This is a genomic window from Methylocystis parvus, assembly GCF_049675845.1.
GTDB lineage: Bacteria > Pseudomonadota > Alphaproteobacteria > Rhizobiales > Beijerinckiaceae > Methylocystis > Methylocystis parvus_A.
In genome coordinates this window covers 1572816-1593890 of the sequence record NZ_CP187161.1, presented here as the reverse complement: position 1 = coordinate 1593890, position 21075 = coordinate 1572816, and the positions used below count along the sequence as shown (strand labels likewise).

General features: G+C 64.1%; 21 protein-coding genes. 7 read left to right on the top strand and 14 right to left on the bottom strand.

The window, feature by feature from the left end; genetic code table 11:
- The first annotated feature begins 162 nt into the window (after window positions 1–162).
- From ACPFMJ_RS08175 to ACPFMJ_RS08165, 3 genes are all read left to right on the top strand, one after another.
- Entirely contained in the window at window positions 163–1428 is a 1266-nt protein-coding gene (locus tag ACPFMJ_RS08175) for a sugar MFS transporter (RefSeq protein ID WP_424363319.1), read from the top strand.
- Window positions 1425–3896 (top strand): glycoside hydrolase family 3 protein, encoded by a 2472-nt coding sequence (locus ACPFMJ_RS08170; protein ID WP_424363318.1) that lies wholly within the window; start codon window positions 1425–1427, stop codon window positions 3894–3896. Before ACPFMJ_RS08175 ends, ACPFMJ_RS08170 begins: the two co-directional genes overlap by 4 nt.
- Window positions 3897–4034: 138 nt before the next feature.
- Window positions 4035–4229, top strand: coding sequence for a hypothetical protein (locus ACPFMJ_RS08165; protein ID WP_424363317.1), 195 nt, complete (start codon window positions 4035–4037; stop codon window positions 4227–4229).
- Window positions 4230–4253: 24 nt separating this feature from the next.
- On the opposite strand, the gene ACPFMJ_RS08160 is transcribed toward ACPFMJ_RS08165, so the two are convergent.
- The 5 genes from ACPFMJ_RS08160 to ACPFMJ_RS08140 all read right to left on the bottom strand — a co-directional run bounded on the left by ACPFMJ_RS08160 (window position 4254) and on the right by ACPFMJ_RS08140 (window position 7454).
- The gene (locus ACPFMJ_RS08160) at window positions 4254–4559 is read right to left on the bottom strand and encodes a hypothetical protein (protein ID WP_424363316.1); all 306 of its coding nucleotides are present in this window, start codon (window positions 4557–4559) and stop codon (window positions 4254–4256) included.
- A 116-nt stretch (window positions 4560–4675) separates the two neighbouring features.
- Complete coding sequence (locus ACPFMJ_RS08155; RefSeq protein ID WP_424363315.1) at window positions 4676–5728, bottom strand: sensor histidine kinase; 1053 nt, start codon at window positions 5726–5728, stop codon at window positions 4676–4678.
- Window positions 5729–5813: 85 nt separating this feature from the next.
- Window positions 5814–6188 carry an HU family DNA-binding protein gene (locus tag ACPFMJ_RS08150; RefSeq protein ID WP_424363314.1) on the bottom strand — a complete coding sequence of 125 codons (375 nt, stop codon included), beginning with the start codon at window positions 6186–6188 and terminating at the stop codon, window positions 5814–5816.
- Window positions 6189–6193: 5 nt separating this feature from the next.
- Window positions 6194–6478, bottom strand: a complete 285-nt coding sequence (locus ACPFMJ_RS08145) for a hypothetical protein (RefSeq protein WP_424363313.1) — start codon at window positions 6476–6478, stop codon at window positions 6194–6196.
- A gap of 85 nt (window positions 6479–6563) precedes the next feature.
- On the bottom strand, window positions 6564–7454 hold the full coding sequence (locus tag ACPFMJ_RS08140) for a substrate-binding domain-containing protein (RefSeq protein WP_424363312.1): 891 nt from the start codon (window positions 7452–7454) through the stop codon (window positions 6564–6566).
- Window positions 7455–7697: 243 nt separating this feature from the next.
- On the opposite strand from ACPFMJ_RS08140, the gene modA reads away from it, so the two are divergent.
- Window positions 7698–8495: a molybdate ABC transporter substrate-binding protein gene (modA, locus tag ACPFMJ_RS08135; RefSeq protein WP_424363311.1), complete on the top strand. Its 798-nt coding sequence runs from the start codon at window positions 7698–7700 to the stop codon at window positions 8493–8495.
- Window positions 8496–8507: 12 nt separating this feature from the next.
- Here the strand turns inward: modA and ACPFMJ_RS08130 are convergent, their stop codons facing one another.
- The 4 genes from ACPFMJ_RS08130 to ACPFMJ_RS08115 all read right to left on the bottom strand — a co-directional run bounded on the left by ACPFMJ_RS08130 (window position 8508) and on the right by ACPFMJ_RS08115 (window position 12662).
- On the bottom strand, window positions 8508–9473 hold the full coding sequence (locus ACPFMJ_RS08130) for a DUF1236 domain-containing protein (protein ID WP_424363310.1): 966 nt from the start codon (window positions 9471–9473) through the stop codon (window positions 8508–8510).
- A 23-nt stretch (window positions 9474–9496) separates the two neighbouring features.
- Window positions 9497–9775: a hypothetical protein gene (locus tag ACPFMJ_RS08125; RefSeq protein ID WP_424363309.1), complete on the bottom strand. Its 279-nt coding sequence runs from the start codon at window positions 9773–9775 to the stop codon at window positions 9497–9499.
- 315 nt (window positions 9776–10090) lie between these two features.
- Window positions 10091–10294, bottom strand: a complete 204-nt coding sequence (locus ACPFMJ_RS08120) for a hypothetical protein (protein WP_424363308.1) — start codon at window positions 10292–10294, stop codon at window positions 10091–10093.
- Between the two features lie 304 nt (window positions 10295–10598).
- The gene (locus tag ACPFMJ_RS08115; protein WP_424363307.1) at window positions 10599–12662 is read right to left on the bottom strand and encodes a glycosyl hydrolase family 8; all 2064 of its coding nucleotides are present in this window, start codon (window positions 12660–12662) and stop codon (window positions 10599–10601) included.
- A 261-nt stretch (window positions 12663–12923) separates the two neighbouring features.
- Here ACPFMJ_RS08115 and ACPFMJ_RS08110 point away from each other — a divergent pair, with 261 nt between their 5' ends.
- On the top strand, window positions 12924–13736 hold the full coding sequence (locus ACPFMJ_RS08110) for a L,D-transpeptidase (RefSeq protein WP_424363306.1): 813 nt from the start codon (window positions 12924–12926) through the stop codon (window positions 13734–13736).
- A gap of 13 nt (window positions 13737–13749) precedes the next feature.
- Here the strand turns inward: ACPFMJ_RS08110 and ACPFMJ_RS08105 are convergent, their stop codons facing one another.
- Window positions 13750–14055 (bottom strand): NepR family anti-sigma factor, encoded by a 306-nt coding sequence (locus ACPFMJ_RS08105; protein WP_424363305.1) that lies wholly within the window; start codon window positions 14053–14055, stop codon window positions 13750–13752.
- A gap of 200 nt (window positions 14056–14255) precedes the next feature.
- On the opposite strand from ACPFMJ_RS08105, the gene ACPFMJ_RS08100 reads away from it, so the two are divergent.
- Entirely contained in the window at window positions 14256–15056 is an 801-nt protein-coding gene (locus ACPFMJ_RS08100; RefSeq protein WP_424363304.1) for a DUF4239 domain-containing protein, read from the top strand.
- On the opposite strand, the gene ACPFMJ_RS08095 is transcribed toward ACPFMJ_RS08100, so the two are convergent.
- The 4 genes from ACPFMJ_RS08095 to ACPFMJ_RS08080 form a co-directional block, all read right to left on the bottom strand.
- Complete coding sequence (locus ACPFMJ_RS08095) at window positions 15034–15837, bottom strand: cyclase family protein (RefSeq protein WP_424363303.1); 804 nt, start codon at window positions 15835–15837, stop codon at window positions 15034–15036. The genes ACPFMJ_RS08100 and ACPFMJ_RS08095 overlap by 23 nt on opposite strands.
- A gap of 138 nt (window positions 15838–15975) precedes the next feature.
- Complete coding sequence (locus tag ACPFMJ_RS08090; RefSeq protein ID WP_424363302.1) at window positions 15976–16227, bottom strand: hypothetical protein; 252 nt, start codon at window positions 16225–16227, stop codon at window positions 15976–15978.
- 35 nt (window positions 16228–16262) lie between these two features.
- Window positions 16263–16562 carry a hypothetical protein gene (locus tag ACPFMJ_RS08085; protein ID WP_424363301.1) on the bottom strand — a complete coding sequence of 100 codons (300 nt, stop codon included), beginning with the start codon at window positions 16560–16562 and terminating at the stop codon, window positions 16263–16265.
- 165 nt (window positions 16563–16727) lie between these two features.
- Window positions 16728–17081 (bottom strand): hypothetical protein, encoded by a 354-nt coding sequence (locus ACPFMJ_RS08080; protein ID WP_424363300.1) that lies wholly within the window; start codon window positions 17079–17081, stop codon window positions 16728–16730.
- A gap of 420 nt (window positions 17082–17501) precedes the next feature.
- Between ACPFMJ_RS08080 and ACPFMJ_RS08075 the strand changes: the two genes are divergently transcribed.
- Window positions 17502–21041: an outer membrane beta-barrel protein gene (locus ACPFMJ_RS08075; RefSeq protein ID WP_424363299.1), complete on the top strand. Its 3540-nt coding sequence runs from the start codon at window positions 17502–17504 to the stop codon at window positions 21039–21041.
- The last annotated feature ends 34 nt before the right edge of the window (window positions 21042–21075 follow it).

Here is a 21075-nt window from a genome sequence, read left to right as displayed (position 1 = left end):
GTCGGTCCCGCGCGCGCGGGCGCCGAAGCCGCGCCGGTGTCCGGAGAGGCAAGAGGATCGGGAGGTTCATCCATGCCTGCGGGGCGCTCGGCGCGGTTACTATTTCTTGAAGTCTTTGGCCTCTCTTGGGCGATCGCATCGCGTGAAAATGGAGATCGCTTCATGAGCGAGCCGCAACGCAGCCAGCGCTCCTTCGCCGTCGTCACGACCCTGTTCTTCGCGATGGGTTTCATCACTTCGGTGATCGATCCGCTGATCCCCAGCGTAAAGGCGGTGTTTCAGCTCAATTTTACGCAGTCGATGCTGACTCAGTTCACCTTCTTCCTCGCCTACGGACTCGTGTCGCTGCCCGCAGGACGGATCGTTGCGAGCGTCGGCTATGGAAGGGCGGCCTTCGCCGCGCTGGCGATCACCGCCGCCGGCTCTCTCGTCATGCCGCTCGCGACGGGAATGGAAGCCTATTGGCTGGTGCTCGTCGCGCTCTTTGTCATCGCGAGCGGCTTGACCATTCTTCAGGTCACGATCAATCCGCTCGCCGCCAGCCTCGGGCGGCCGGAGCATGCGCATTTGCGTCTGACGCTCTCTCAGGCTTTCAACTCGCTTGGCACGGTGATCGGGCCCTATTTCGGCACGATGATCATGTTGCGGGGCGGCGTCTTCTCGGACACGGCGTCGGCGGCCGGACGGCAGGAAACCCTGCAGGGCATCAACGCCTCCTTCCTCGTCATCGCGGTCCTGATCATCGGCTTGACCATCCTCGCCCTCGCGACGCGAGAGGCGCTGGGGTCGCAAGCGCCGGAATCGACGCTCGCGTGTCGTCCTTCGCTGGCAGGCGCGCTGGCCTCGCCCTGGGCGCGCTTTGGCGCTTTGGCTATTTTTCTCTATGTCGGCGCGGAGGTTTCCGTCGGCAGCCTCATGATCAATTTCCTGCATCAAAAGAACGTGCTCGACGTTTCGCTCGAAACGGCCGGAAAGCTCCTGATGCTTTACTGGCTCGGAGCGATGATCGGCCGCTTCGCGGGATCCATAATGCTCGCGCGCTTCGCCGCGTCGCGCATTCTGGGTTTGGCGGCTGTCGGCGCGGCGACGCTCTGCTTCTTCGTCACGCAGTCGCACGGGATCGTCGCGGCCATCGCCGCGCTGCTGATCGGCTTGCACAACAGCATCATGTTTCCGACGATCTTCACGCTCACGTTGGAGCGCTCGACCGCGTCCACGGCGCAGACGTCCGCGCTTCTCTGCGCCGCGATCATCGGAGGCGCCATCCTTCCGCTGGCGACGGGATTTCTCGCCGACACGATTGGTCTGCGCTTCGCGTTTCTGGCGCCGATGATTTCCTATGTGATCATTGCGGGCTTCGCCTTCGCCGCCGCGCGCGAACCTATACGGGGCCGCGATATTGCGCCCTCGCTGGCGGGAGCGGAATGATGCCGCGGCTGCTCCGTCGAGGCGGACGGCGGGGACTGGCGCTCGCAATCTTCATGCTGTTGGACGCAGCGCTTCCTGCTTTCGCCGAGGAGGCGGGAACGGCGCATCCCGAGCTTTGGCCCAAGACGGCAAGCCCCGGCGCATTCATCGACGCGGCGCGAGAGACGAAGATCGCGAGTCTCATCGCCTCCATGACTCTCGAGGAGAAAGTCGGCCAGACCATTCAGGCCGATGTGTCCGCGATCCGGCCCGAAGAGCTGCGGCGCTATCCGCTCGGCGCCCTGCTCGCCGGCGGCAACTCCGCGCCGGGCCGCAACACGCATGCGGAACCGGCTGCCTGGCTCGCGCTCGTGAAGGCTTATCAGGACGTCGCGATGGAAGCGCGGGCAGGGCATGTTCCGATCCCGCTCCTCTTTGGCGTCGACGCGGTCCATGGCCACAGCAAGATCGTGGGCGCGACGGTTTTTCCTCATAACATCGGGCTCGGTGCGGCGCGCGATCCGGAATTGATCAGGCTCATCGGCGAAGCGACCGCGAAGGAGGTCGCGGCGACCGGATTCAATTGGACCTTCGCGCCGACGCTCGCGATCCCGCGCGACATCCATTGGGGCCGCACATATGAAGGCTATTCGGAAGAGCCGGAGATCGTCGCGCGCTATGCCGGGCCGATGGCGCTTGGCCTCCAGGGCGAGCTGGCGGCGGGCCAATCGATGCAGGCCGGCCATATTCTCGCAACGGCGAAACATTTTCTCGGCGACGGCGCGACCGAGGGCGGCGTCGATCAAGGCGACGCGCGCATCTCCGAGCACGAGCTCATTCGGTTGCACAACGCCGGCTATCCGCCCGCGATCGAGTCGGGCGCGCTCTCCGTCATGGCCTCGTTTTCGAGCTGGAACGGGGTCAAGCATAGCGGCAACAAAACGCTTCTGGCCGATGTCCTGAAAGGGCGCATGGGGTTCGAGGGCTTCGTCGTCGGAGACTGGAACGCGCATGGCCAGCTTGCGGGGTGCACTCCGACCGATTGCCCGCGGGCGCTGAACGCCGGCGTCGATCTCTTCATGGCGCCCGACAGTTGGAAGGGTCTCTTCGAGAACACGCTCGCGGCGGCGCGCGACGGCCGGATTCCGATGGAAAGGCTCGATGATGCCGTCCGCCGGATCTTGCGCGCGAAGCTCGTCTTCGGCGCGTCGGACGGCTTCTCGCCGCTCGCCGGACAATTCGAAAATCTCGGCGCGGCCGCGCACCGCGCCATCGCCCGGCGCGCCGTCAGAGAGTCGCTCGTTCTCCTGAAGAACAATGGCGCAACTCTCCCCCTGCGCAGTTCCGCGCATGTCATCGTGACGGGGGACGGCGCCGATAACATCGGCAAGCAATCCGGCGGGTGGACGCTGAATTGGCAGGGCCTCGGCAATGCGAATGCGGATTTCCCAAACGGCCAGTCGATCTATACCGGCCTGAGGGCGGCGCTCGAAGCAGGCGGAGGCTCGGCGGAACTCTCGGCCGACGGAGAATTCAGGGCGCGCCCCGACGCGGCCTTCGTCATCTTCGGGGAATCCCCTTACGCAGAGTTTCAGGGCGATATCGACACCCTCGAATTCGAAGCGGGCGGGGGGCCGAACCTCGCGTTGCTGCGCAAGCTGAAGGCGAAGGGCGTCCCCGTCGTCGCCATCTTCCTCTCGGGCCGGCCGCTCTGGACTAATCCGCATATCAACGCGTCCGACGCCTTTGTTGCGGCGTGGCTTCCGGGGAGCGAAGGCGCCGGCGTAGCCGATGTGCTGATCGGCGACAAGGACGGCCGTGCGCGCCATGATTTTCGCGGCAGGCTCTCCTTCTCCTGGCCCAGTCGCGCTGACCGCGTTCCGGGCCACCAATCGGAGGGAAATTACGCGCCCCAGTTCGCCTATGGCTATGGGCTCAGCTATGCGCAGCCGGCCGAACTTGCACTGCTCTCGGAAGACCCCGGCGCGCGAAGAGAGGCCCGCAACCTCGAACGCTATTTCCTCAATGGCCGCGAACAGGCGCCGTGGCGCTTCCAGTTGAGCGGCGCGGTCGCCCAAACGACGATCGACGCCGGCGCGCAGGAGAATGGGCGCCGTCTCGACTGGTCAGGCGATGGCGCATTCGCCGTGACGGGGCCGGTCGTCGATCTCACGCGGCAGGCCAATGGCGACATGGCGCTGGTGGTTCGCTACCGGGTCGAGGCCGCGGCCGCCAACCCGGTGCTCCTGAGCGTTTCCTGCGGCCCGCAATGCGGCGGCGCCATCGACGCCTCGAAATTATTCGCGCCTTCGCCCAAGGATGAATGGCGCATTGAGAGGATCAAACTCTCCTGCTTTCGAAGCGCGGGCGCGGATCTCTCCCGCATCGCATCGCCATTCACCCTGACGACTTCGGGAAGATTCTCGATAACCCTTACCGAGCTTCGCCTCGTTCCTGACGAGGGCCATGCGGACTGCCCGCCTCGCTGAATGCCGGCAACGCGTTAGCGAAGATTTTCTTCACAGCGCGCACCAAACTGTCCAGCTTGCCCTTCGCACAGCCGGACCTTTAGGTTTTCGACCCGGCGCGGGCGCGAGGTTGCGCCCCTTTGTTTCATGGAGACTGAAATGGCGACCAAGACGATGGCGGATTATGCGCAGCAAAAATACGAAGAGGCGCGCAAGAGTCTGGGCCTCGCCGCCATCGACTTCTCGATTCCGGACGAAAAGCTCCTTGAGTTGAGGAAGGCTGTGCGGCTCGAGGAGGCCGAAGCGCGAAGGCTCAAGAAGAAAAAGGGATTTTTCGGCTTTCTGCGGTTCTGACGGGTCGCGCGTCCCTGGCCCGACTCACCGGGGCTGGCTGGCGACGGGCGCGGGCGCTTTCGGCTTTTGTTTCATCGAGATCGGCGCGCCTGACCGCTTCGCGCGCTGGGTATTGATCGACGCCGTGGGCATGGGATCGATCGAAAACCCGCGCTGCGGGCGACTGGTCGCAACGCGCGGGGTGTCGGCCTGCTCAAGTCCGAGCTGCAACACTCGCCACGTCCCCCCGCCGAAAACCATGATGACGAGCGAAAGCCAAAACAGCCGGTCGGCGAACGGAAGAGTCGCCGCCTCGCCGCCGTGCCGCTCATCCGAAGTTGCCTCTGACATGGCCTGAACAGTCTTGTTTAAAAATGGATAGCCGTAAGTTGAAAATTAAAGGTTAAATTTAAGTATCCTCCCGCAGGGGAACGCGGGAAGCATTGAAAATCAGGGGCTTGCGCGCGTCATCGCTGGGCCCGCGCCTCGGCGAGGGGCAGATGAACAATGAACGCGCTGCCGCTTCCCGCGCCTCCGCTTTCGGCTTCGACGGTCCCCTGATGGAGCTCGACGAGTTTTTTCACGAGCCCTAGTCCGATGCCGAGGCCGCTTTGAGCGCGCCTGTCCCGGCGGTCGACCTGGCTGAAGAAGTCGAAGATGTCGCCCAGCATTTCAGGTGGAATGCCGATGCCGTTGTCGCGGACCGTCACGACCGCCTCGTCCTTGCACCGTTCGGCGCTGAGGCGGATCGTCCCGCCGGGATCGGTGTATTTGGCGGCGTTGTTGAGGAGATTGGTGAAAACCTGCGCCAGACGGGTGGAGTCGCCGTCGAGAATGATCGGGGCCGCCGGCACGTCGATTTCGAAGGCGTGGGCGCCTCGGGCGATCATCGGCTGCGCCGACTCCGCGGCGCTACGCAACACGTCCACCAGATCGACGCGCTCTTTCTTGAGCGCGATATTTCCAGTCGTGATGCGAGACACCTCCAGGAGGTCGTCAACCAGACGGATGAGCTGATTGAGCTGCCGATCGATGATCGCGAGCGCGCGCCGCTTTTCCTGCGTTTCCTCGGGCAATTCATGTTCGAGCGCATAGGTCGCGCTGCGCATGGCGGCCAGGGGATTTCGCAATTCGTGCGCAAGCGTGGCGAGGAACTCGTCCTTGCGCCGGTCGGCGTCTTTCAGGGCGTTTTCGGAACGCGTCAGCGCGTCGATGGCCGCCTGCTGCGCCCGCGCCGTCGCGGCTTCGAGCTCCGCGTCGCGTCGACGACGCATCCAGTCCGCTCCAAGGCTCAGCGACACGCCCATGCCGACAAAAATCAGCAGGCGGAGGTAATCTTCCTGCGCGGCGATTGAGAGCGTGCCGACCGGCTGCATGAAGGCGTATGCGGCGATCGCTGCGGAAAGCATGGTCGCCACGACGCCCGGACCTGCGCCGGCGAACGCGATGACCAGCAGGACGGCTAAAAAGAATGGAATGAAGGGGTGCTCGCTGAGAAAGCCGCTGAACCAAAGCCTCAATGCAGTCGCGACGACAACGGCCAGGACCGCGCCTCCGAAACGAATGATTGATTTTGACAAATCGAAACTGCGCAATTGGCGGCTGCTATTCCGAAGCTAACGCGTCGGCCGGCGCCGGTTCTGGACGCTCGCCATCGTGGAAGGGCTGGTCGTCGTCTGGCCCGTGCGACTTTGGCCGGTTGACTGCCGCCCGCAGCAGCAGCGACGGATGGAAAGTCATTACCCGGCGTGGGGAAATTCTCGCTTCCTCACGGGTCTTCGGGTTGCGGCCGACGCGCTCCCGCTTGGCGCGAACCAGAAAGGAGCCGAAGCCAGACAGCTTCACATTTTCGCCCGAGGCGGCGGCTGCGGCGATTTCTTCCAACGCCTCGTTGAACAAACGCATCGCTTCCGGTTGCGTGAGGTCGGGAAGGCGTTCGCGGATCGCGTCCGCGAGTTCTTTTCGGGTGATCGTGGACATTCGCGTCACTGGTGACGAAGGCAGCCGCCCGCGGCGAGGCAGGCCTCGGGGAAATCGTCGAGGAACTGACGCAGCACCAGCAACAGATCCGCGGCGCGCGCGGGGGCTCCGATCTCTATCGCCGAGCGGTAGTCGGCGACGAGCATCTCGCGCACAGCCTCGGGGCCTCGCCACAAATTGAGCAGGTAGGAGGATAGAAGCACCCGATGCTTGGGCGACGGGCTGACGCCCAGCACCAAGGCGCCGACGCGCAATCCTGAAACGGCGCTAAGTTGTTCAACGCTCAACATCTTCTTGCACTCTGAGGACTAGGTTCCATACAGACTGCCGCGCTTTTGATCCCCTCTCAACTCGTGAAACTACTTAGAAAGACGCTTATGCGCCGTTGAAATGCACGGCCCCCTGATGGATGCAGTCATAGCCGCCCATCGTCTGCGCCCGCGACCTGAAGGCGTCGCCAGCGCAGAATTTCGTAAAGCTCTGAAAAGGCGGATCGAAATAGCTTTTCCGCCAGACCAGAAGGTCGAAGCGCTCGACAACGAGCGGCGTGAAAGCGAGGCCGAATTGCCGCGCCACAGCTTCGATCCCCAGCCCCACATCGGCCCGGCCGGCGGCGATCGCCATTGCGAGATCCGTCTCCGTGCGCTCGACCGCGTCGACGATCTCGAGGTCGGCTTTGCCGAGCCCTTCCTTCGCGAGGAGGGTCGAAAGCACCAGTTCGCTGCCGGCCTCCGGCTGGCGCGATTGAAAGCGCAGCTTGCCGACATCCGCGAGCTTCGCGATCCGGCGCTTTTCCGTCGGCCGATACATCAGGCCGCGCGTGCGCTTCGCCCATTCGATCAGCACGACGGGCTCCTGTCCGAATTCGCGCTTCACGGCGGCGACGTTCCATTGGGTCGCCGTTTCGTCGGGGATGTGCAGGCCCGCGGCGAGGCAGCCGCGCTGCCCGAACCGCGCAAGCCCGTCCAGTGCGCCGTCGAGCAGCGCGGCGATGCCGCAGCGGGACTCCCGCAGCGCCCAATCGAGCAGCGGATCGTGGCCGCCCGCCATGATGAGGGGCAGGGGGCCGGTCTCCGCCGCTTTCGCCGGCTGGGCGCCGCCGTCATGGCTCGCGGCGATCCAATCCTCGATCTCCTTTTTCGGAAACAGGAGCTTGCCCGTCACGCGCCGCACCGGCAGGGCCTTGCCGGAGACGAGATCGTAGATCTTGCGCTCCTTCACCCGCAGCAGGGCCGCCAGTTCGCGCGTGGTGAAATAGTCGGACATCCATCCCCTCTCCGGCTTTCCGGAAAATTCGCATGGATTCGCACATGAAGGAAGGCGGGGCGCGCGTCCTAGCGCCCTGAATTACGGGCATACGTCCCGCTAGATGATGAAAATCTAGGTCATGCTGTGTGAAATTTACGCATGACTCGGTCCAGGCAATAAAATAAGCATAAGAAGACAAGCTGAAGCACATGGCTCCAGCCCCAGCGGCGCAGGGCGCCGACGCCAACCAGGACGTTCGCCATGTTGAGATTTTCTGGGATTGCCTTGGCTCTCGCGCTCGCCTTCGCAGCGTCTGCCCTTCGCGCCGAGGCGCCGGCGCCCGCCGCGCCGACTCAGGCGGGGGCGCCGACGGTGACGGTCTTTGCGGCCGCGAGCCTCAAAAACGCGCTCGACGCGGCGGCGACGGCCTTCAAGGCGAAGACCGGGATCGAGCTGAAGATCAGCTATGCGGGCTCCATGGCCCTCGCCAAGCAGATCGAATCGGGCGCGCCGGCGGATGTCTTCTTCGCCGCCGACGAGGCGTCGATGGATTATCTCGCGGGGAAGAGCCTCATCAAAGCCGACACACGCGCCGATCTCCTCGGCAACGCCCTCGTCGTCGTCGCGCCGAGAACCGCGAAGCTCGACAAGCTCGCTTTCACCAGGGAGGCTTTCTCGGCGGCGATCGGCGCGGGCAAAGTCACGACGGGCGATCCCGCTTCCGTGCCCGTGGGCAAATACGCCAAGGCGGCGCTCGAGAAGCTCGATCTGTGGTCGACGGTCGAACTGCATTTCGCTTTCACGGACAATGTCCGCGCGGCGCTCATGTTCGTCGCGCGCGAAGAGGCGCCGCTTGGCGTCGTTTATCTCACCGACGCGAAATCGGAGCCCAAGGTAAAGATCGTCGCCTCCTTCCCGGCGAATTCGCATCCGCCGATCGTCTATCCGATCGCCGCCACGTCAGCCGCGACGGGCGACGGCGCCGGCAAGCTCCTCGCTTTCCTCAAGAGCAAGCCGGCGAAGGCGCTCTTCGTCGAGCAGGGTTTTACAGTGAAATAGCCGGATTGGCGGCTAGTCGGTCAGCAGACCGACCACCTGTCGCGTCGCGGGATCGACGACGGCGACGCGTTGGTCGCGCACGACGAAGCGGTAATCGCGCAGCCCCGGCGCCTGCGCGACCAATCTGCGCGGGAAGATCGCGAGGCGCGCGCGGCGCGGCACCGTCGCGCCGATCTCAGGCTTGAAGTCGGCGTTTCCAATCCGCGCCGACCGCCAGTTGACGACCGTCTCATAGGCGAGCCGCTGCTGCTGCGGCGACAAGCCCAGCGCCTTTGCGTTCTTCTTGTTCTCGTCGGCGGCGGCGATCATGGCCGCGTAAGCGTCGGAATGCGATTGCAGATGGCGCGCGCCGGCGCTTTCCTCGGTTGTCTCCTGCAGTGCGGGCGGCGCGCTCAGGGCGCGGTTCCGCTCCGCCAGAAATGTTTCGGAGCGAACATCGGGCGGGTCGCGACGATGCCCTGGCCCGAGGAAACCGAGCAGATAAACCGCCGCGGCGAATGCGGCGAGCTGACCGGCGATGACGCGAAACTGCAGGCGGCCGGCCTTTCCCTCCCATTGCTCCGCCGGTTTTTCGACAAGGAGCGCCGCGCGCGTCCGCGCCGCCCGCCGCGCCGCATTCCTGTCGATCGTCGTCGCGGCGACATAGGCGATGAGCGCGTCGCGCGACGCCTGTTCGGCCGCGCTGTCGATGAGCCCGTTGAAAATCAGATTGTCTTCGATCGAGCGCAGCGAAACCTTGCGCCGCATAAGTTCGCGCACGGCGTCGACGATTTCCTGATAGTCCTCGCCAAGCGCGCCCAGTTCGTCCACCACGAGCATGTCGCCCGGCGACAGGTTGTCTTGGATACGCAGGCGCGCCGGCTTTCGAAGCGGAAGGCGAACGATCGCCTGGTCGATCGCAAGGCCCGTCGCCTCCGCCGCTTTCCATGCGGCGACGGCTTGCGTCGATCCCCTGTCTCCATAGAGATATGTGGTCACGATCCTCGCCCCGCGCCGCTCGATTACTTCGCTTCCGTCCCCGGCGTTTTGGGGGGCCGGATGACCGGCATGGAGTCGGGGTTTCGCGCCGGAGGCGGTATCTCGGCCTGGGGGTCGACGCCGGGTTTTGGCTTCAGGACCCCCTTCTGGCGATCGAGTTTTTCGCTCAGCGTCTCGCCGCTTTTGGTCTCGCCGCTTTGGGGCGCGGGCGAGGGTTTCTGCGTCTCTTCGGCGCCCGCCAAACCCTGCGCAAAGACGAATGCAAAGGCGAAGCAGATCGAACCAAAGAGGCGCGCGCGCATTCCGCTCTCCCTACCGTCGCATTGATGCATGAGCTATCGCCAAAGGCGGCCAAGGCAAGCGCGGGCGGAAGGAAGAATAGGCGCGAGAACTCAAAAAGAAGGGCCGGGAGGTTGGTCCCGGCCCTTCGCGTATTTTAGTTTTTCGAAGAGGCGCTTACCCGTCCGCTTGGTCCAGGGCTGATTGTCCTCGTCGGGTTTCAGCTTGAACAAGGCGCCGTAGCCAGCCGAGCCGCTCTTCCTCACGACGCCATAGCGTCCGAGCCGTCCGCGTCGTCGGCGAAGGCGTAGAGAACGCCTCGGTCCAGAACTTCGAGTTCACATTGTGAAGCCGCCGTCGATCCCGCCTTGGAAAGTGTGGATGGTCGTCTTGGGCGCCAGCGCCTGCGCGTCGCATATCGCGAAGACGAGCGCGCCGAGAACGATGAGATAGGCGACGACAATGTCGCGCATCGTTCGGGAGCCGAGATAGGATGCGAGGGCCTTGCGCGTCGCGTCGCTGAAAGTCGCAAAGTTCAACATGGTCTGAGAACCTCCTCGGCGGCGACAATGTCGACGCACCCCATAAGCTTTGCTGCCGCCGATGGATAAAATTGCGCGGGACCAGGTTCCTCAGGCTGCGCTGATTGTCGCAGTCCAAAAGCGCGCCTTTTGATGATTTTGACGCGCAGAGAAGCGCTGCGCGGAAGAGCCCGTCTCAAGCCGCCTGCCGCCGTGGTTGATATTTTCTTTCAAGGAAAAGAGCCGCCTCTTTCTGAAAAACCGCCGCGTGAAAAACATTCGCCCGCATGTCTCCATGCGGGCGATCTCTGTTTTCAGCGGCGCGTCAGGCGACCGGTTGCGGCGTCTGCGCCTTGTTGCGGGAGGGGCGGCGCCTCGACCGCTTGCGCGTATGGTGCTGCGGCTGGTGCGTCGGCGTCGTCACGAAAGCCTCGGCGTGGTCCTCCGGCCCCGGAATCTCGGGCCTCAGCTCCCGATAATGACGTCTCGCCGACTCGATGAGTTCGAGGCCGCTATAGCCGTCGAGCGGATAGATGGCGAGGCCGGCGGGCAGGGACGGCGCGCCTTCGTCGATAAGATCGCGCCGCCGCGCCGCCGCGGTGAGACGCGACGCCACCGTCTCGAGATCTTTCCGGCCGGCGAGAAGGCAGATCGAGACGAGGATCTGCCTACGATTGAGGATCGCGACATGGTCCGTCTCGCGAAGCGCGCGACGGAAATCCTGCGCGAGCGAGGCGATGAGATGGTCGGCGCCTTCCGCGTCATTCTCGGCCTCGAACGCCGCCAGAGCGGGAAATTCGAAATAGATGAGGCCGACGGTGCGGCTGAGCCGCACGGAGGCCGCGGCGGCCGCTTCGATCTCATCCGCGAGAACGTCGACGCGGTTCGACGACGTGAACGGATTCTGCGGAAGCGTGCGCGGCACGACGTCGTACTGGCCCGGGGCCGGCTTCCACGGGGCGCGGGTCTGCGCCTCGGTCGGATCTTCCTCGGGCTCCTGGTCGGCGCGGCTCAGTAAGTAATACAGGCCGGCGAGGACGGTGAACGAGCCTGCAATCACACGCAGGTAGGAGAAGATATCGGCGTCTTGCGGCATGTCTCCAGCCTCCGCGGCGGCAGTGCGTTTCTTCGATGAGGTAGCGCGGCCGGCTTTCGGGGCGGGCGGCGTCGTTATGTCTGCCTCTGGCGGCGTCCGCACATACGCCGGGGCCTCCAGGCCGGTTTCGATCCTTTCGAGCGAGCCGATTCGGGGCTGCCAATTATGCGCCAGAATCTGGCTCATTTCACGCCCGTCGAGGCAGGGGCCGCCGCGCATGGTCGCGGCGATGAGCGAAAGAATATGTAAAGTCGCCGGGTAATAGTTCTGGCTTTCCGAGAAGCGATAGAAGCTCGCCGGGTAGCGCGTCCCCTGGCAACTGCAGCGCAGGAGCGCGGCGATGGCTTGATAGCCCGGCTCGGCGAGGTTCTCGCCAGCGCCCTGGTGGGGCACGATCGCGGCCCCTTGCGACCACGCCGCGTCGAAAACCCGCAGGCGGTCGGCCGTCACCGCATCGGCCCAGTAGAGGTAAAGCGGAATGCGCAGCGCGTCGTAACCGAAACGTTCGTCGAAGCCCTGCGCCGGCGCCACGGTCGATTTCGCGAGCGACAGCCAGTCGCTGGGCAGCTTCGCCTTGCCGAACTGCGCGCGGCCGATCAGGTCGAGGCCGCTTTGCATCACGGCGTTCCAGTCGAAGGTCGGGTCGATCTGGGCGAGGCGGTAGAACGCGGGAAACACCCAGTAGGAGAGATTGACCACCGGCCCGTCCGGCCGCTCCCTGGGGCCGAAGCCCTCGGCGGCGGGCATGAGCACGGCGCCGAAGGCGCGGGTCGACTTCACGAGCTTCGACGTGATGTCTCTCGTCATCGCCTGCGCCGCGCTGAGATAGCCCGGATCGTTCCAGTAATCGGCCGCTTCCGCGAGCGCCCAGGCGATCAGGATGTCGCCGTCGGTGGCGTTGTGCGGGTCCTGCTTGGCGCGCGATTGCCCGGTCCAGCGCCAGGCCGCGAGATTGTCCCTGCGGATGTGGAGATTGAGCGTCGTCCAGGTCAGGATCTGGTCGAAGGTCGCGCGGTCGCCCGCGGCCGTCGCGAGCAGCATGCCGTAGCCCTGGCCCTCGCTATGGCTGAAGGCGCCGTTGCCCGTGTCGACGACGCGGCCGCCAGCGGTGACGAAGCGGCTCCGCCAGTTTTCCCAGACAGGGCTGCCCTGCAGCATGCCGCCGATCGAGACAGGCCCGGATCGGGCGAGAATGGCCGCGTCGTCGAAACCGGCCGCCTGCGTGGGCGCGACAGGCGCAGCCAAGTAAGCGACGAATACGGCGAGTGACAGGTGTATAAGATCGATCTTCAAGAAAAATCTCTATGGCCGCGAGCCGTGCAGGCTCTGGTTGCAAAGTTCTCTGAATGCACCGCTCTCAGATGATTGCGCATCTGTTAGATCATTGATCTATAAAACGTAAAATCCTATTTCCCCGGCGCCTACATTTGTCTCGATTGGAATTTGTCAGGTCGGCAATCGATGCGTGCATCGGATCCCTTCAGGCGCCTTTCCGCCTTTTTGCCGCCTTTGCGGCCCAAAAGAGCGGACGGGGCTAGATGACGGGTTCAAACCTTGCGTAGACGAAACCACCTCCTTCTCCTCGCTGTTTCCGTGTCCTTGGTTGCAGGACAGAAAGCAGCGACCGGACAGAATTACTATGCGCCCGAGCCGGGCGATCCCTACGCCTATGACCGCGGGCTGGCGGACCCCTACGAAGCCGATCCTTACGGCGACTTCGACAGGCCGACGCGCGCGCGGCGGGGCAGGAGCGTTTCGCCGCAGGAGCAGGATTACGGGGACTATGGTCCAGAGGAGCGGGCTCCGGGCCGGGCCGGGCCGGGCGCGCGCCGTCCAACGCGGCTCGCCTCCCTGCCGCCCGACGCGGATCCCGCCTATTCGACGCCGCTCGATTACGACGACCAGATCGACCCCAGCGTCGCGACGCGCGAAGTCGTGGACGATCCGACGGGCCGGCCGGCAGGGACGATCACGATCGACACCAAGGCGCGCAAGCTCTACCTCTCGATGGGCGGGGGTCGGGCCTATGAATATGGCGTGGGCGTCGGCGGCGAGGGCTTCCTGTGGAAGGGCGAGGCGCAGGTGGGGCGCAAGGCCTATTGGCCGGGCTGGACGCCGCCCAAAGAAATGCTGCTGCGGCGCCCCGACCTGCCGAACCATATGGAAGGCGGGATCGAGAATCCACTCGGCGCCCGCGCGCTTTATCTCTTCCGGGGCAATAAGGACACGATGTTCCGCATCCACGGCACAAATGAGCCGGATACGATCGGCCAGGCCGTGTCGTCGGGCTGCATCCGCATGCTCAACGCCGACGTGATCGACCTTTATCGGCGCGTCTCGAAGGGAACCCGCGTCGTCGTGCGCTGAGGGGGCTCGAGGATCAGCGGTCTTTTTCGTCGAGCGATTGGACGAGCTCGACGAGCCTCTCCGGAACCGGCTCGCGCAGCATCTTTTGATAGAAATCCCGCAATTGACGGCCGAGGCGGTCTTCTGTCTCGGTCTTGCGGCGGGCGGCGAGCAGGGCCGAGCCCTGATCGCCGCGCAGCGCCGCCGTCGGGGCGCTCTTTCCGGCGCGTCGAAGCACAGCGGCTCCGGCGCGGTCGTCATAGGCCTTGCGGGGCTTGGCGCTACGGGCGCCGCCGGCGTCGCTCGGGCTGAGCAGGGAACCGAGTTCGAGAAGGTTCATGGGCGCCTCGCGTCGCGAGGGTTTCCGTCGGAGGCGGAAATCGAAACTCGCGCGGATTCAAGGAAAATTGAAAAGAATTAATTAACCGTAAACTTCCTGCGGCCATCTCTTTTCCCGTTTGACAGGCGGCTTCGGCTCAGCCTGAATTCGCTCCGTTCGCGCTTTGAAGGCGCGAATCGCCGCAATCCGGGGGAAAAGATTTGCTGCTCTTCCTATGCGCGTTGCCCTTGTGGCTCGGCGCCTTCTTCACCGTCGTCGTCCCCACCGCGCTCGCGATGCTCGGGCCGATCATTGTCAGAAAACGCTATCCGCTTTCCGTGCTCGTGAAGAACAACGAGATCGCCGGGTTCAAATTCGCGACCGTCGGCGTGATTTACGCCGTCATCCTCGCATTCGCGATCGTCGCCGTGTGGGACAAGTTCAACGAGGCGGAAGCGCTCGTCCTCAAGGAGGCCGGCGCGGCGGCGACGCTCTATCGCATCTCGGCGGTCGACGAACCCAGTGCGCGCTCGATGCGCGCGGCGCTCGACAATTACCTGACCGCGGCGCTCGAGGACGACTGGCCGAAAATGGCGGTGGAGCAGGAGGGACAGAAAGCGGCCAGAGCCCTCGACCGGCTCTACTCGGCGGCGATACAGTTCGGCGAAACCAAGCGTCAGGCCGTGGGCGTCGAGATCATGTCGGAGCTCGCCGCCATAACGGAGGCGCGGCGCGGACGCCTGCATCATGCGATGGGCGTCGTGCCGTCGGCGCTATGGCTGATGCTCGTTTTCGGCGCGGTGCTGACGATCGCCTTCACCTTTTTCTTCGGGCTCGAAAACTTGAAATCGCAGGTGACGATGACGGGCGGTCTGGCGTCGATCGTCTTCCTGGGGCTTTTCGTCATCGTGTCCTACGATCATCCTTTCACGGGCCAGGTCTTTGTCGAGCCGCACCCGATCAAATCGGTGCTGGACGATTTCCACGCCGCCGAGGCCCTCAGCGCGGCGCAAAGGCAATGACGCGCGCGGGCGCGCCGGAGCCTTGCGCGATCTTCATCGGCATGGCGATGACGAGCGCGCCCGTCTCGGGGAGCTGATCGAGATTCATCAGATTTTCGAGCCCCGGCACGTTCGCCGCGCCAATGGTGCGATGGACGAGAAATTCATGCGAGGGCCCGATATCGACGCTCGCCGTATCGACGCCGATCAGCGAGACATGTCGTTCTGCGACGAGGAACGCGGCCGCCTCGGGTCCGTAAGACGGAAAATGCAGATTGTCGACCTTCCCGGGCGCGTCGTCGCCGAGATAGGCCTTGCGATCCGGCCAGCGCGCGCTCCAGCCCGTGCGCAATAGAACGATGGCGCCGTCGGGGATGCGCCCATTCTTTTCCTCCCACGCCGTGATGTCGTCGGGCGCGAGCGCATAGTCCGCGTTCTTCGCCGCCTTCTCGGTCACGTCGATGACGACGGCGGGGCGGATGAGACGATCGATCGGAATGTCGGAATTGGTCCAGCGGCTCTCCGCGAAATGCATCGGCGCGTCGATATGCGTGCCGCCATGCTCGGGCGAGCAGAAGGCGTTCGAATAATAAAAAAAGCCGCCCTTGGTGAGGCCCTTGTGCTCCTGCTTGAGTTGAAAGCCCGTCGGCTCCGTCGGCCAATAGATCGTATTGGCGTCGTAAGGGTGGCTCAGGTCCACCACCTTGGACGAAGAGAGATCGATCGTCTGCGCAGCGGCGGAGCAGGCAGCCGACGTGGCGAACGCCAATGCGCAAGAAATCCCGACGAACATTCGCGGCATCGACTCTACTCCTCCAAGGCGCCGCCGGCCGGCGCGAGAAGAGGCGACATTGCCCGCTCGAAGGCCTTTTGCCAATGGCGGGCGCGGAGCGCGGTCCGGGGGCCCGCGCCCGCGACCTCCATGCGGCAGGGCGCGGCGTCACTTCTCCTGACGAACGCCTGTGCCCTGGATGATGACGGCGCGGCTGTTCGCGCCTCGTTGTCTCACGATGACGTAGCCGGGGCCGGATTCGATGTCGAAGGCCGGCGACTTCTCGCCCGGCGTCGTCTGAACGATCGTCGCGGAACTGTGGCTCCCGTCCGAGTCAGAGACGACCGAGACGCCGGTTGCGTGCGACTGCTGCGTCATGGCGACCATGCTCATGCAATAAAGGATCGAGGTCGGTTTCATGCGTTTGCCTCGCCTTGTCGGCTCCGGGATCGCGCCTAATAACCGATGAAGGGCGACGCCGGCGTGATTTGAACGACGTTGGCTATGTTGTGAATGCCGAATTGGAAGACCGCAGCGTTCAATGACTGACCGATCTGCGTCACCGCGAACACGTTCGTGGCGCTGGTCTGCACCGCTCCGATGCTCGCCGAACGACCCATTTGAAGGCCGGTCGTGACGCTGATCAAAGGCGTCTGGTAGTTATAGATATAGCTTCCAGCGTAAGCCGGATTTGCCGCCAGTCCCGCGACCGCAAGGCAGAAGCAGAGTAGCGTTGAATTCGACGTTCTTTTCATCCGACTACTCCATTGTCAGGACGCCGAGCGCTTCGAGCGCTGATCCTCCAAAGCGCGGGGTCCGTGTATGGCAAGTCCATTTATCAAATGCGCGCCTACGGCCGCAGCGAGGCGTCGCCGCGGCCGCCTGTTTTCTAGCGCGTCATGAAATCATCTCTCGCCCGGTCAGGGAGCCGGCGACCAGGTCGGCGAGTTCTGGATGACCGTAGCGTTCTGAAGAGCCGTATTGTACTTGCCGTAGGTCTGCGTGATGGTCTGGTAGACATTGGCGCTCGCCGTGGCGTTGCCGAGTCTCACCTTCACGGGGCCGTACCCGGAAAACGTCGGGGAGTTCTGGACGACCTGCGCGTTCTGGCTCGCGTAATTGTTCCAGCCGTGATTCTGCGTGATGAGCTGGGAAACGTTCGCGCTGGCGCTCACATTGCCGATATTGAAGCTCGGCACGGTGTAATAGGAGCCAGCGGAGGCGAAGCTGGCGGACATGACGAGGATGGCCGGGACAATAAGCAGCTTTTTCATGAGTAAATCCTCCATGATGCGACTTCCCGCTGAAAAATAAGCAGTCCGCCGCCGAAGCTTTACTTGCAAGCTTCGACAAGAAACTTAGTTCAACAAATAGAAAGAGATAGGCGCCATTTCGGCTCATTTAGAACACGGTTTTGCCAAGACGCGCTAGCCGAAAAGGGAATGGCGGTTACGGCGATGCGCACGGTACGCGAGGCAGCGTTGAACTGGCGATCCGCGCCAAAGCTCAGCTAAAGTTATTCCGTACGTAATCTTACGTATTTATACGCGTAAATACGTATATTTAGTGTTGCAAAATTACCGCACCGCCAGATCTGTTGCTTCTCTGCTAGTGGAAAGCGCTTTTCAGCGCTGGCGCTCTCCGCCGACCGTGCATTACCGTTCAAAAAATTGCAGCTAAATCAGGTGGTAACGGTGACTTGGCAGAAAAATATTGCGAGGCCCAATGGGCTCAAGGGCGGCGCCTGCATTCTCGCCGCCTGCGCTGCCGGCGTCGGTTTTCCCGCATCTCTCGCGCAGGCGCAGGCCTTCAACCCCACTGTGCTCGCGCCCGCGGCCAAGCTTCCGCAGCAGCGCGACGTTGCGGTGAGCGTGGCGCGCGGCCGTCGCGGGCTTGAAGCGCCAGCTGGCGCGGAGAAGAAATATGTGACCGTCAGAAGCGTGACGATCGCAGGCGCCTTTCCAGAGCTTGCCGAACAGAACGCCACGCTCGCCCAGAAGCTTCAGGGCAAGCGGCTCAGTCTCGCCGAAATTTATCTGGCGGTCGGCGAATTGCAGGCGGCTTACGCGAAGGCGTATCCGCTTGCGCTGATTACGGCCCCCAGACCGGATTTCGCCAATGGCGATGTGCGCCTTTCGGTTTCGGACGGCTTCATCGAGAAGCTGGAAATTTCCGGCGTCGCGGAGAACACCCAGGAGTTGGTTCGCGAGCGGCTCCAGCCGCTTGTCGGCCAGCGGCATTTGACGGCGGCCGAATTCCAGCGCCGCACGATGCTCGTCGGGACCCTCTCCGGCGTCAGCGGCCAGGCGGCCACCAATGCCGGCTCGAGCCAGGATGGTTGGGTTCTGGCGCTCGGCGTCGTCGAGAACCGCGTGGCGTCGTCGACGGCGGTCACCAACCGGCTGCCAAAGCAGTTCGGCACGTGGGAGTTCGCACACTCCTTCGCGCTCAACAACGCTTTGGGTTACGGCGAGCAATTTGCCGGCGCCGTTTCGTCGAGCCCGGATTTCGACCGTTATTTCGACGGGACCGCCAAGAGCCAGGCTTACAGTATGGACGTCGCCGTGCCGATCGGCGCCGACGGTCTCATGGCTGGCGTTGGCTATCTCAACGCGCATTCGCGCGCCACGCCTTTGTTCTCCGCCACGTCTCCGGACCTGCTCAATGCCGGCGAGCGCGTGACCGGACGCTTCCAGCGCGCCTATGCGCGAATCGCCTATCCCGTCTTTCTGACCAACGACCTGACGCTCCGGACGCAGGCGGCCTACGAATACATCACGAACCGGAACAGTTTTCTGCCCTATCCGGTCCTGTTCGCCGATCCGCTGTTGCAGGGAGCCATATACGGCAACGACATCAGTCGGGACCGCTACAGCGTGATCCGGCTCTCGTCGGATGCGAAATACAAGCTTCCCTGGCTCGAGAACACGACCTTCTCCGGTCTCGTTCTCTACAGCAACGGGCTCGGCGGGCGCGCCGACAGCATCGATCAGATTTTCGGTCCGCCGCTGTCCCGCGTCGGCGCGAGCCCGACTTTCCACCGCCTGAACCTCAAGGCCCGCCTCGATATCGGCCTGCCTGAAGAATTCATTTTCTCCGCGATCGGCCGCTATCAGACGAGCTTTGGCCAGCCCTTGATGTTGCCGGAGAACTTCCTGCTCGACGGATCCGAGGCCGTTTCAGGTTTTGCGTCGGGCACGCTCAACGTCGATCGCGGCGTCACCGCGCGCGGCGAGCTGATGCGGCCCGTCACGCTTGAGATCCTGGACTACAACCACCTCATCGCGCCTTACATCTTCGGCGCCTGGGGCAGCGGCGTGCATGAAAACGTTCCTGTGGGTTTCCACCGCCAGCTCTGGGCGTCGACCTTCGGTGGCGGCGTCAGGACCGATACGAATTTCACCGGCTCGCCATGGGGCGAGTCGCTCGCCCTCGAATTCGGCCGCGATTTCTCGAACATACCTTTCCGCGAATCCGGCTATCGCACCAATGTCGCATTCAACATGCGCTATGCGGGCAATCCCCTCGCGCCGGACGCGGCGCCGGCCTCGGTGACGGGCGTGCTGAAGAAGGGCCCGCCGCCATCGGCCGCGCCGGCGCTCTGGCAAGGCGCCTATGCGGGCCTCAACGCCGGATATACGTGGGATCCGCGGCCCGAGATCGCGACGGCGGGCGTTCCGGTCGCGACCGGGATCGACGATTTCCTGACGCTCAATGGGGCGCTATCGCTTTATCCGCCGTTCTGGCTCGCCTCGGCCGCCGGTATGAGCGGAAGATCGATGGCGGCGGGGGGCGGCTCCACCGGCGGCGCGCAGATCGGCTACAACTTTCAGGCCGATCGTTTCGTCGCAGGCTTCGAGGCGGATTTGCAGGGCTCGAACGCGCGGACCCGGCATGGGCTCTTCAACGGAACCGACGCCTGGGACGGCTTCACCGAGCATGTCGTGATTACGACGGTCAATCACACGAAAAACGTGGATTGGCTGGGAACGGCGCGCGGGCGTCTCGGCTATCTCATTTCACCGACCCTGCTCGGTTATGGCACTGCCGGCTTCGCCTATGGCGAAACGCGGGCGTCGACCTTCATCCGCCAGAACTGGGGCGACGCCGGATTTGGCTTCGCTCTCCAGGCCTCCAATTCGACGGGAAGCTATTCCGGCTTCCGTACGGGCTGGACGATCGGCGGGGGTCTCGAATGGATGTTCGCGCCCAACGCCAGCGTGAAGGCGGAATATCTTCATTACGACCTGGGAAGCGCGTCCTACGCCCTGACGCCTTTGGCGACGCTTCTGGCGGGAGGCGCCCTTAGCAACGTCCTCGCTCCCTCCGCGCGCACGCAGTTCCGGGGCGATATTGCGCGCGTCGGCCTCAACTATCATTTCGGCCAGTCCGGCTTCGAGACCGCCTCGCTCGTGCAACCCAGCGCCTTCGGCTCGGGCTTCTATGCGGGCCTCAACGCAGGCTATGGCTGGGACACGGCGTCGAGCGTCTCGACCGTAGCGACGCCCGCGCAAACGGGCCTGGACGGCGAGCTGCGCGGCACGATCGGCCTCGCCACGGCGGTCAGCGCCACCGGCGTCGCCCACGCGCCCGCCAACGGCGCCTTTGGCGGCGGCCAGGCCGGCTACAACTATCTCGTCGACAACTATGTCGCTGGCGTCGAGGCGGACCTTCAGGGCGCGGCGATGAGCGGTCGTGGCGGCTATGCCGGCGCCGCGACCGGCGCGATTGCGGGAGTCCCGCTCACGAACATGGCGGCGTCAGCGCAGATCGAAAAGACGCTCGACTGGTTCGGAACGCTGCGCGCGCGCGGCGGCTATCTCCTCACGCCCTCGATTCTGCTCTATGGCACGGGCGGTTTCGCCTATGGCGGCGCCACGATTCAGAACCAGGTCGCAAGTCTCACGGACGGCGGCGGGATCGGCCTGAGGTCCATGAGCTCGATCAGCGCGCTCTCGACCGCGCGCGTCGGCTGGACGGTCGGCGGCGGCGTCGAGTGGAAATTCACGCCGGCGATGAGCCTCAAGGCCGAATATTTGCACTACGATCTTGGCCACGTGCAATTCGGCTCGGGCGCGCTCGCGACGTCGCTCGTCACCAACGTCCCCAACCTCGCCGCCTTCACCAACACGACCCTGCTCAACAGCGCGACCCGCCTCAGCGGCGAGATGGCGCGGCTCGGCGTCAATTACCATTTCGCGCCCGCGGCGGCATTGCCGCTGCTGGGACATTAGCGGAAACGCCAAAAACCGCGGCGTCGATGACGCC

Excerpts from the sequence above, each read along its gene's own strand:
- ACPFMJ_RS08175 (WP_424363319.1), top strand. The coding sequence starts at position 163 with ATGAGCGAGCCGCAACGCAGCCAGCGCTCCTTCGCCGTCGTCACGACC.
- ACPFMJ_RS08170 (WP_424363318.1), top strand. The coding sequence starts at position 1,425 with ATGATGCCGCGGCTGCTCCGTCGAGGCGGACGGCGGGGACTGGCGCTC.
- ACPFMJ_RS08165 (WP_424363317.1), top strand. The coding sequence starts at position 4,035 with ATGGCGACCAAGACGATGGCGGATTATGCGCAGCAAAAATACGAAGAG.
- ACPFMJ_RS08160 (WP_424363316.1), bottom strand. The coding sequence starts at position 4,559 with ATGTCAGAGGCAACTTCGGATGAGCGGCACGGCGGCGAGGCGGCGACT.
- ACPFMJ_RS08150 (WP_424363314.1), bottom strand. The coding sequence starts at position 6,188 with ATGTCCACGATCACCCGAAAAGAACTCGCGGACGCGATCCGCGAACGC.
- ACPFMJ_RS08145 (WP_424363313.1), bottom strand. The coding sequence starts at position 6,478 with ATGTTGAGCGTTGAACAACTTAGCGCCGTTTCAGGATTGCGCGTCGGC.
- ACPFMJ_RS08140 (WP_424363312.1), bottom strand. The coding sequence starts at position 7,454 with ATGTCCGACTATTTCACCACGCGCGAACTGGCGGCCCTGCTGCGGGTG.
- modA (WP_424363311.1), top strand. The coding sequence starts at position 7,698 with ATGTTGAGATTTTCTGGGATTGCCTTGGCTCTCGCGCTCGCCTTCGCA.
- ACPFMJ_RS08125 (WP_424363309.1), bottom strand. The coding sequence starts at position 9,775 with ATGCGCGCGCGCCTCTTTGGTTCGATCTGCTTCGCCTTTGCATTCGTC.
- ACPFMJ_RS08120 (WP_424363308.1), bottom strand. The coding sequence starts at position 10,294 with ATGTTGAACTTTGCGACTTTCAGCGACGCGACGCGCAAGGCCCTCGCA.
- ACPFMJ_RS08105 (WP_424363305.1), bottom strand. The coding sequence starts at position 14,055 with ATGAACCTTCTCGAACTCGGTTCCCTGCTCAGCCCGAGCGACGCCGGC.
- ACPFMJ_RS08095 (WP_424363303.1), bottom strand. The coding sequence starts at position 15,837 with ATGCCGCGAATGTTCGTCGGGATTTCTTGCGCATTGGCGTTCGCCACG.
- ACPFMJ_RS08090 (WP_424363302.1), bottom strand. The coding sequence starts at position 16,227 with ATGAAACCGACCTCGATCCTTTATTGCATGAGCATGGTCGCCATGACG.
- ACPFMJ_RS08085 (WP_424363301.1), bottom strand. The coding sequence starts at position 16,562 with ATGAAAAGAACGTCGAATTCAACGCTACTCTGCTTCTGCCTTGCGGTC.
- ACPFMJ_RS08080 (WP_424363300.1), bottom strand. The coding sequence starts at position 17,081 with ATGAAAAAGCTGCTTATTGTCCCGGCCATCCTCGTCATGTCCGCCAGC.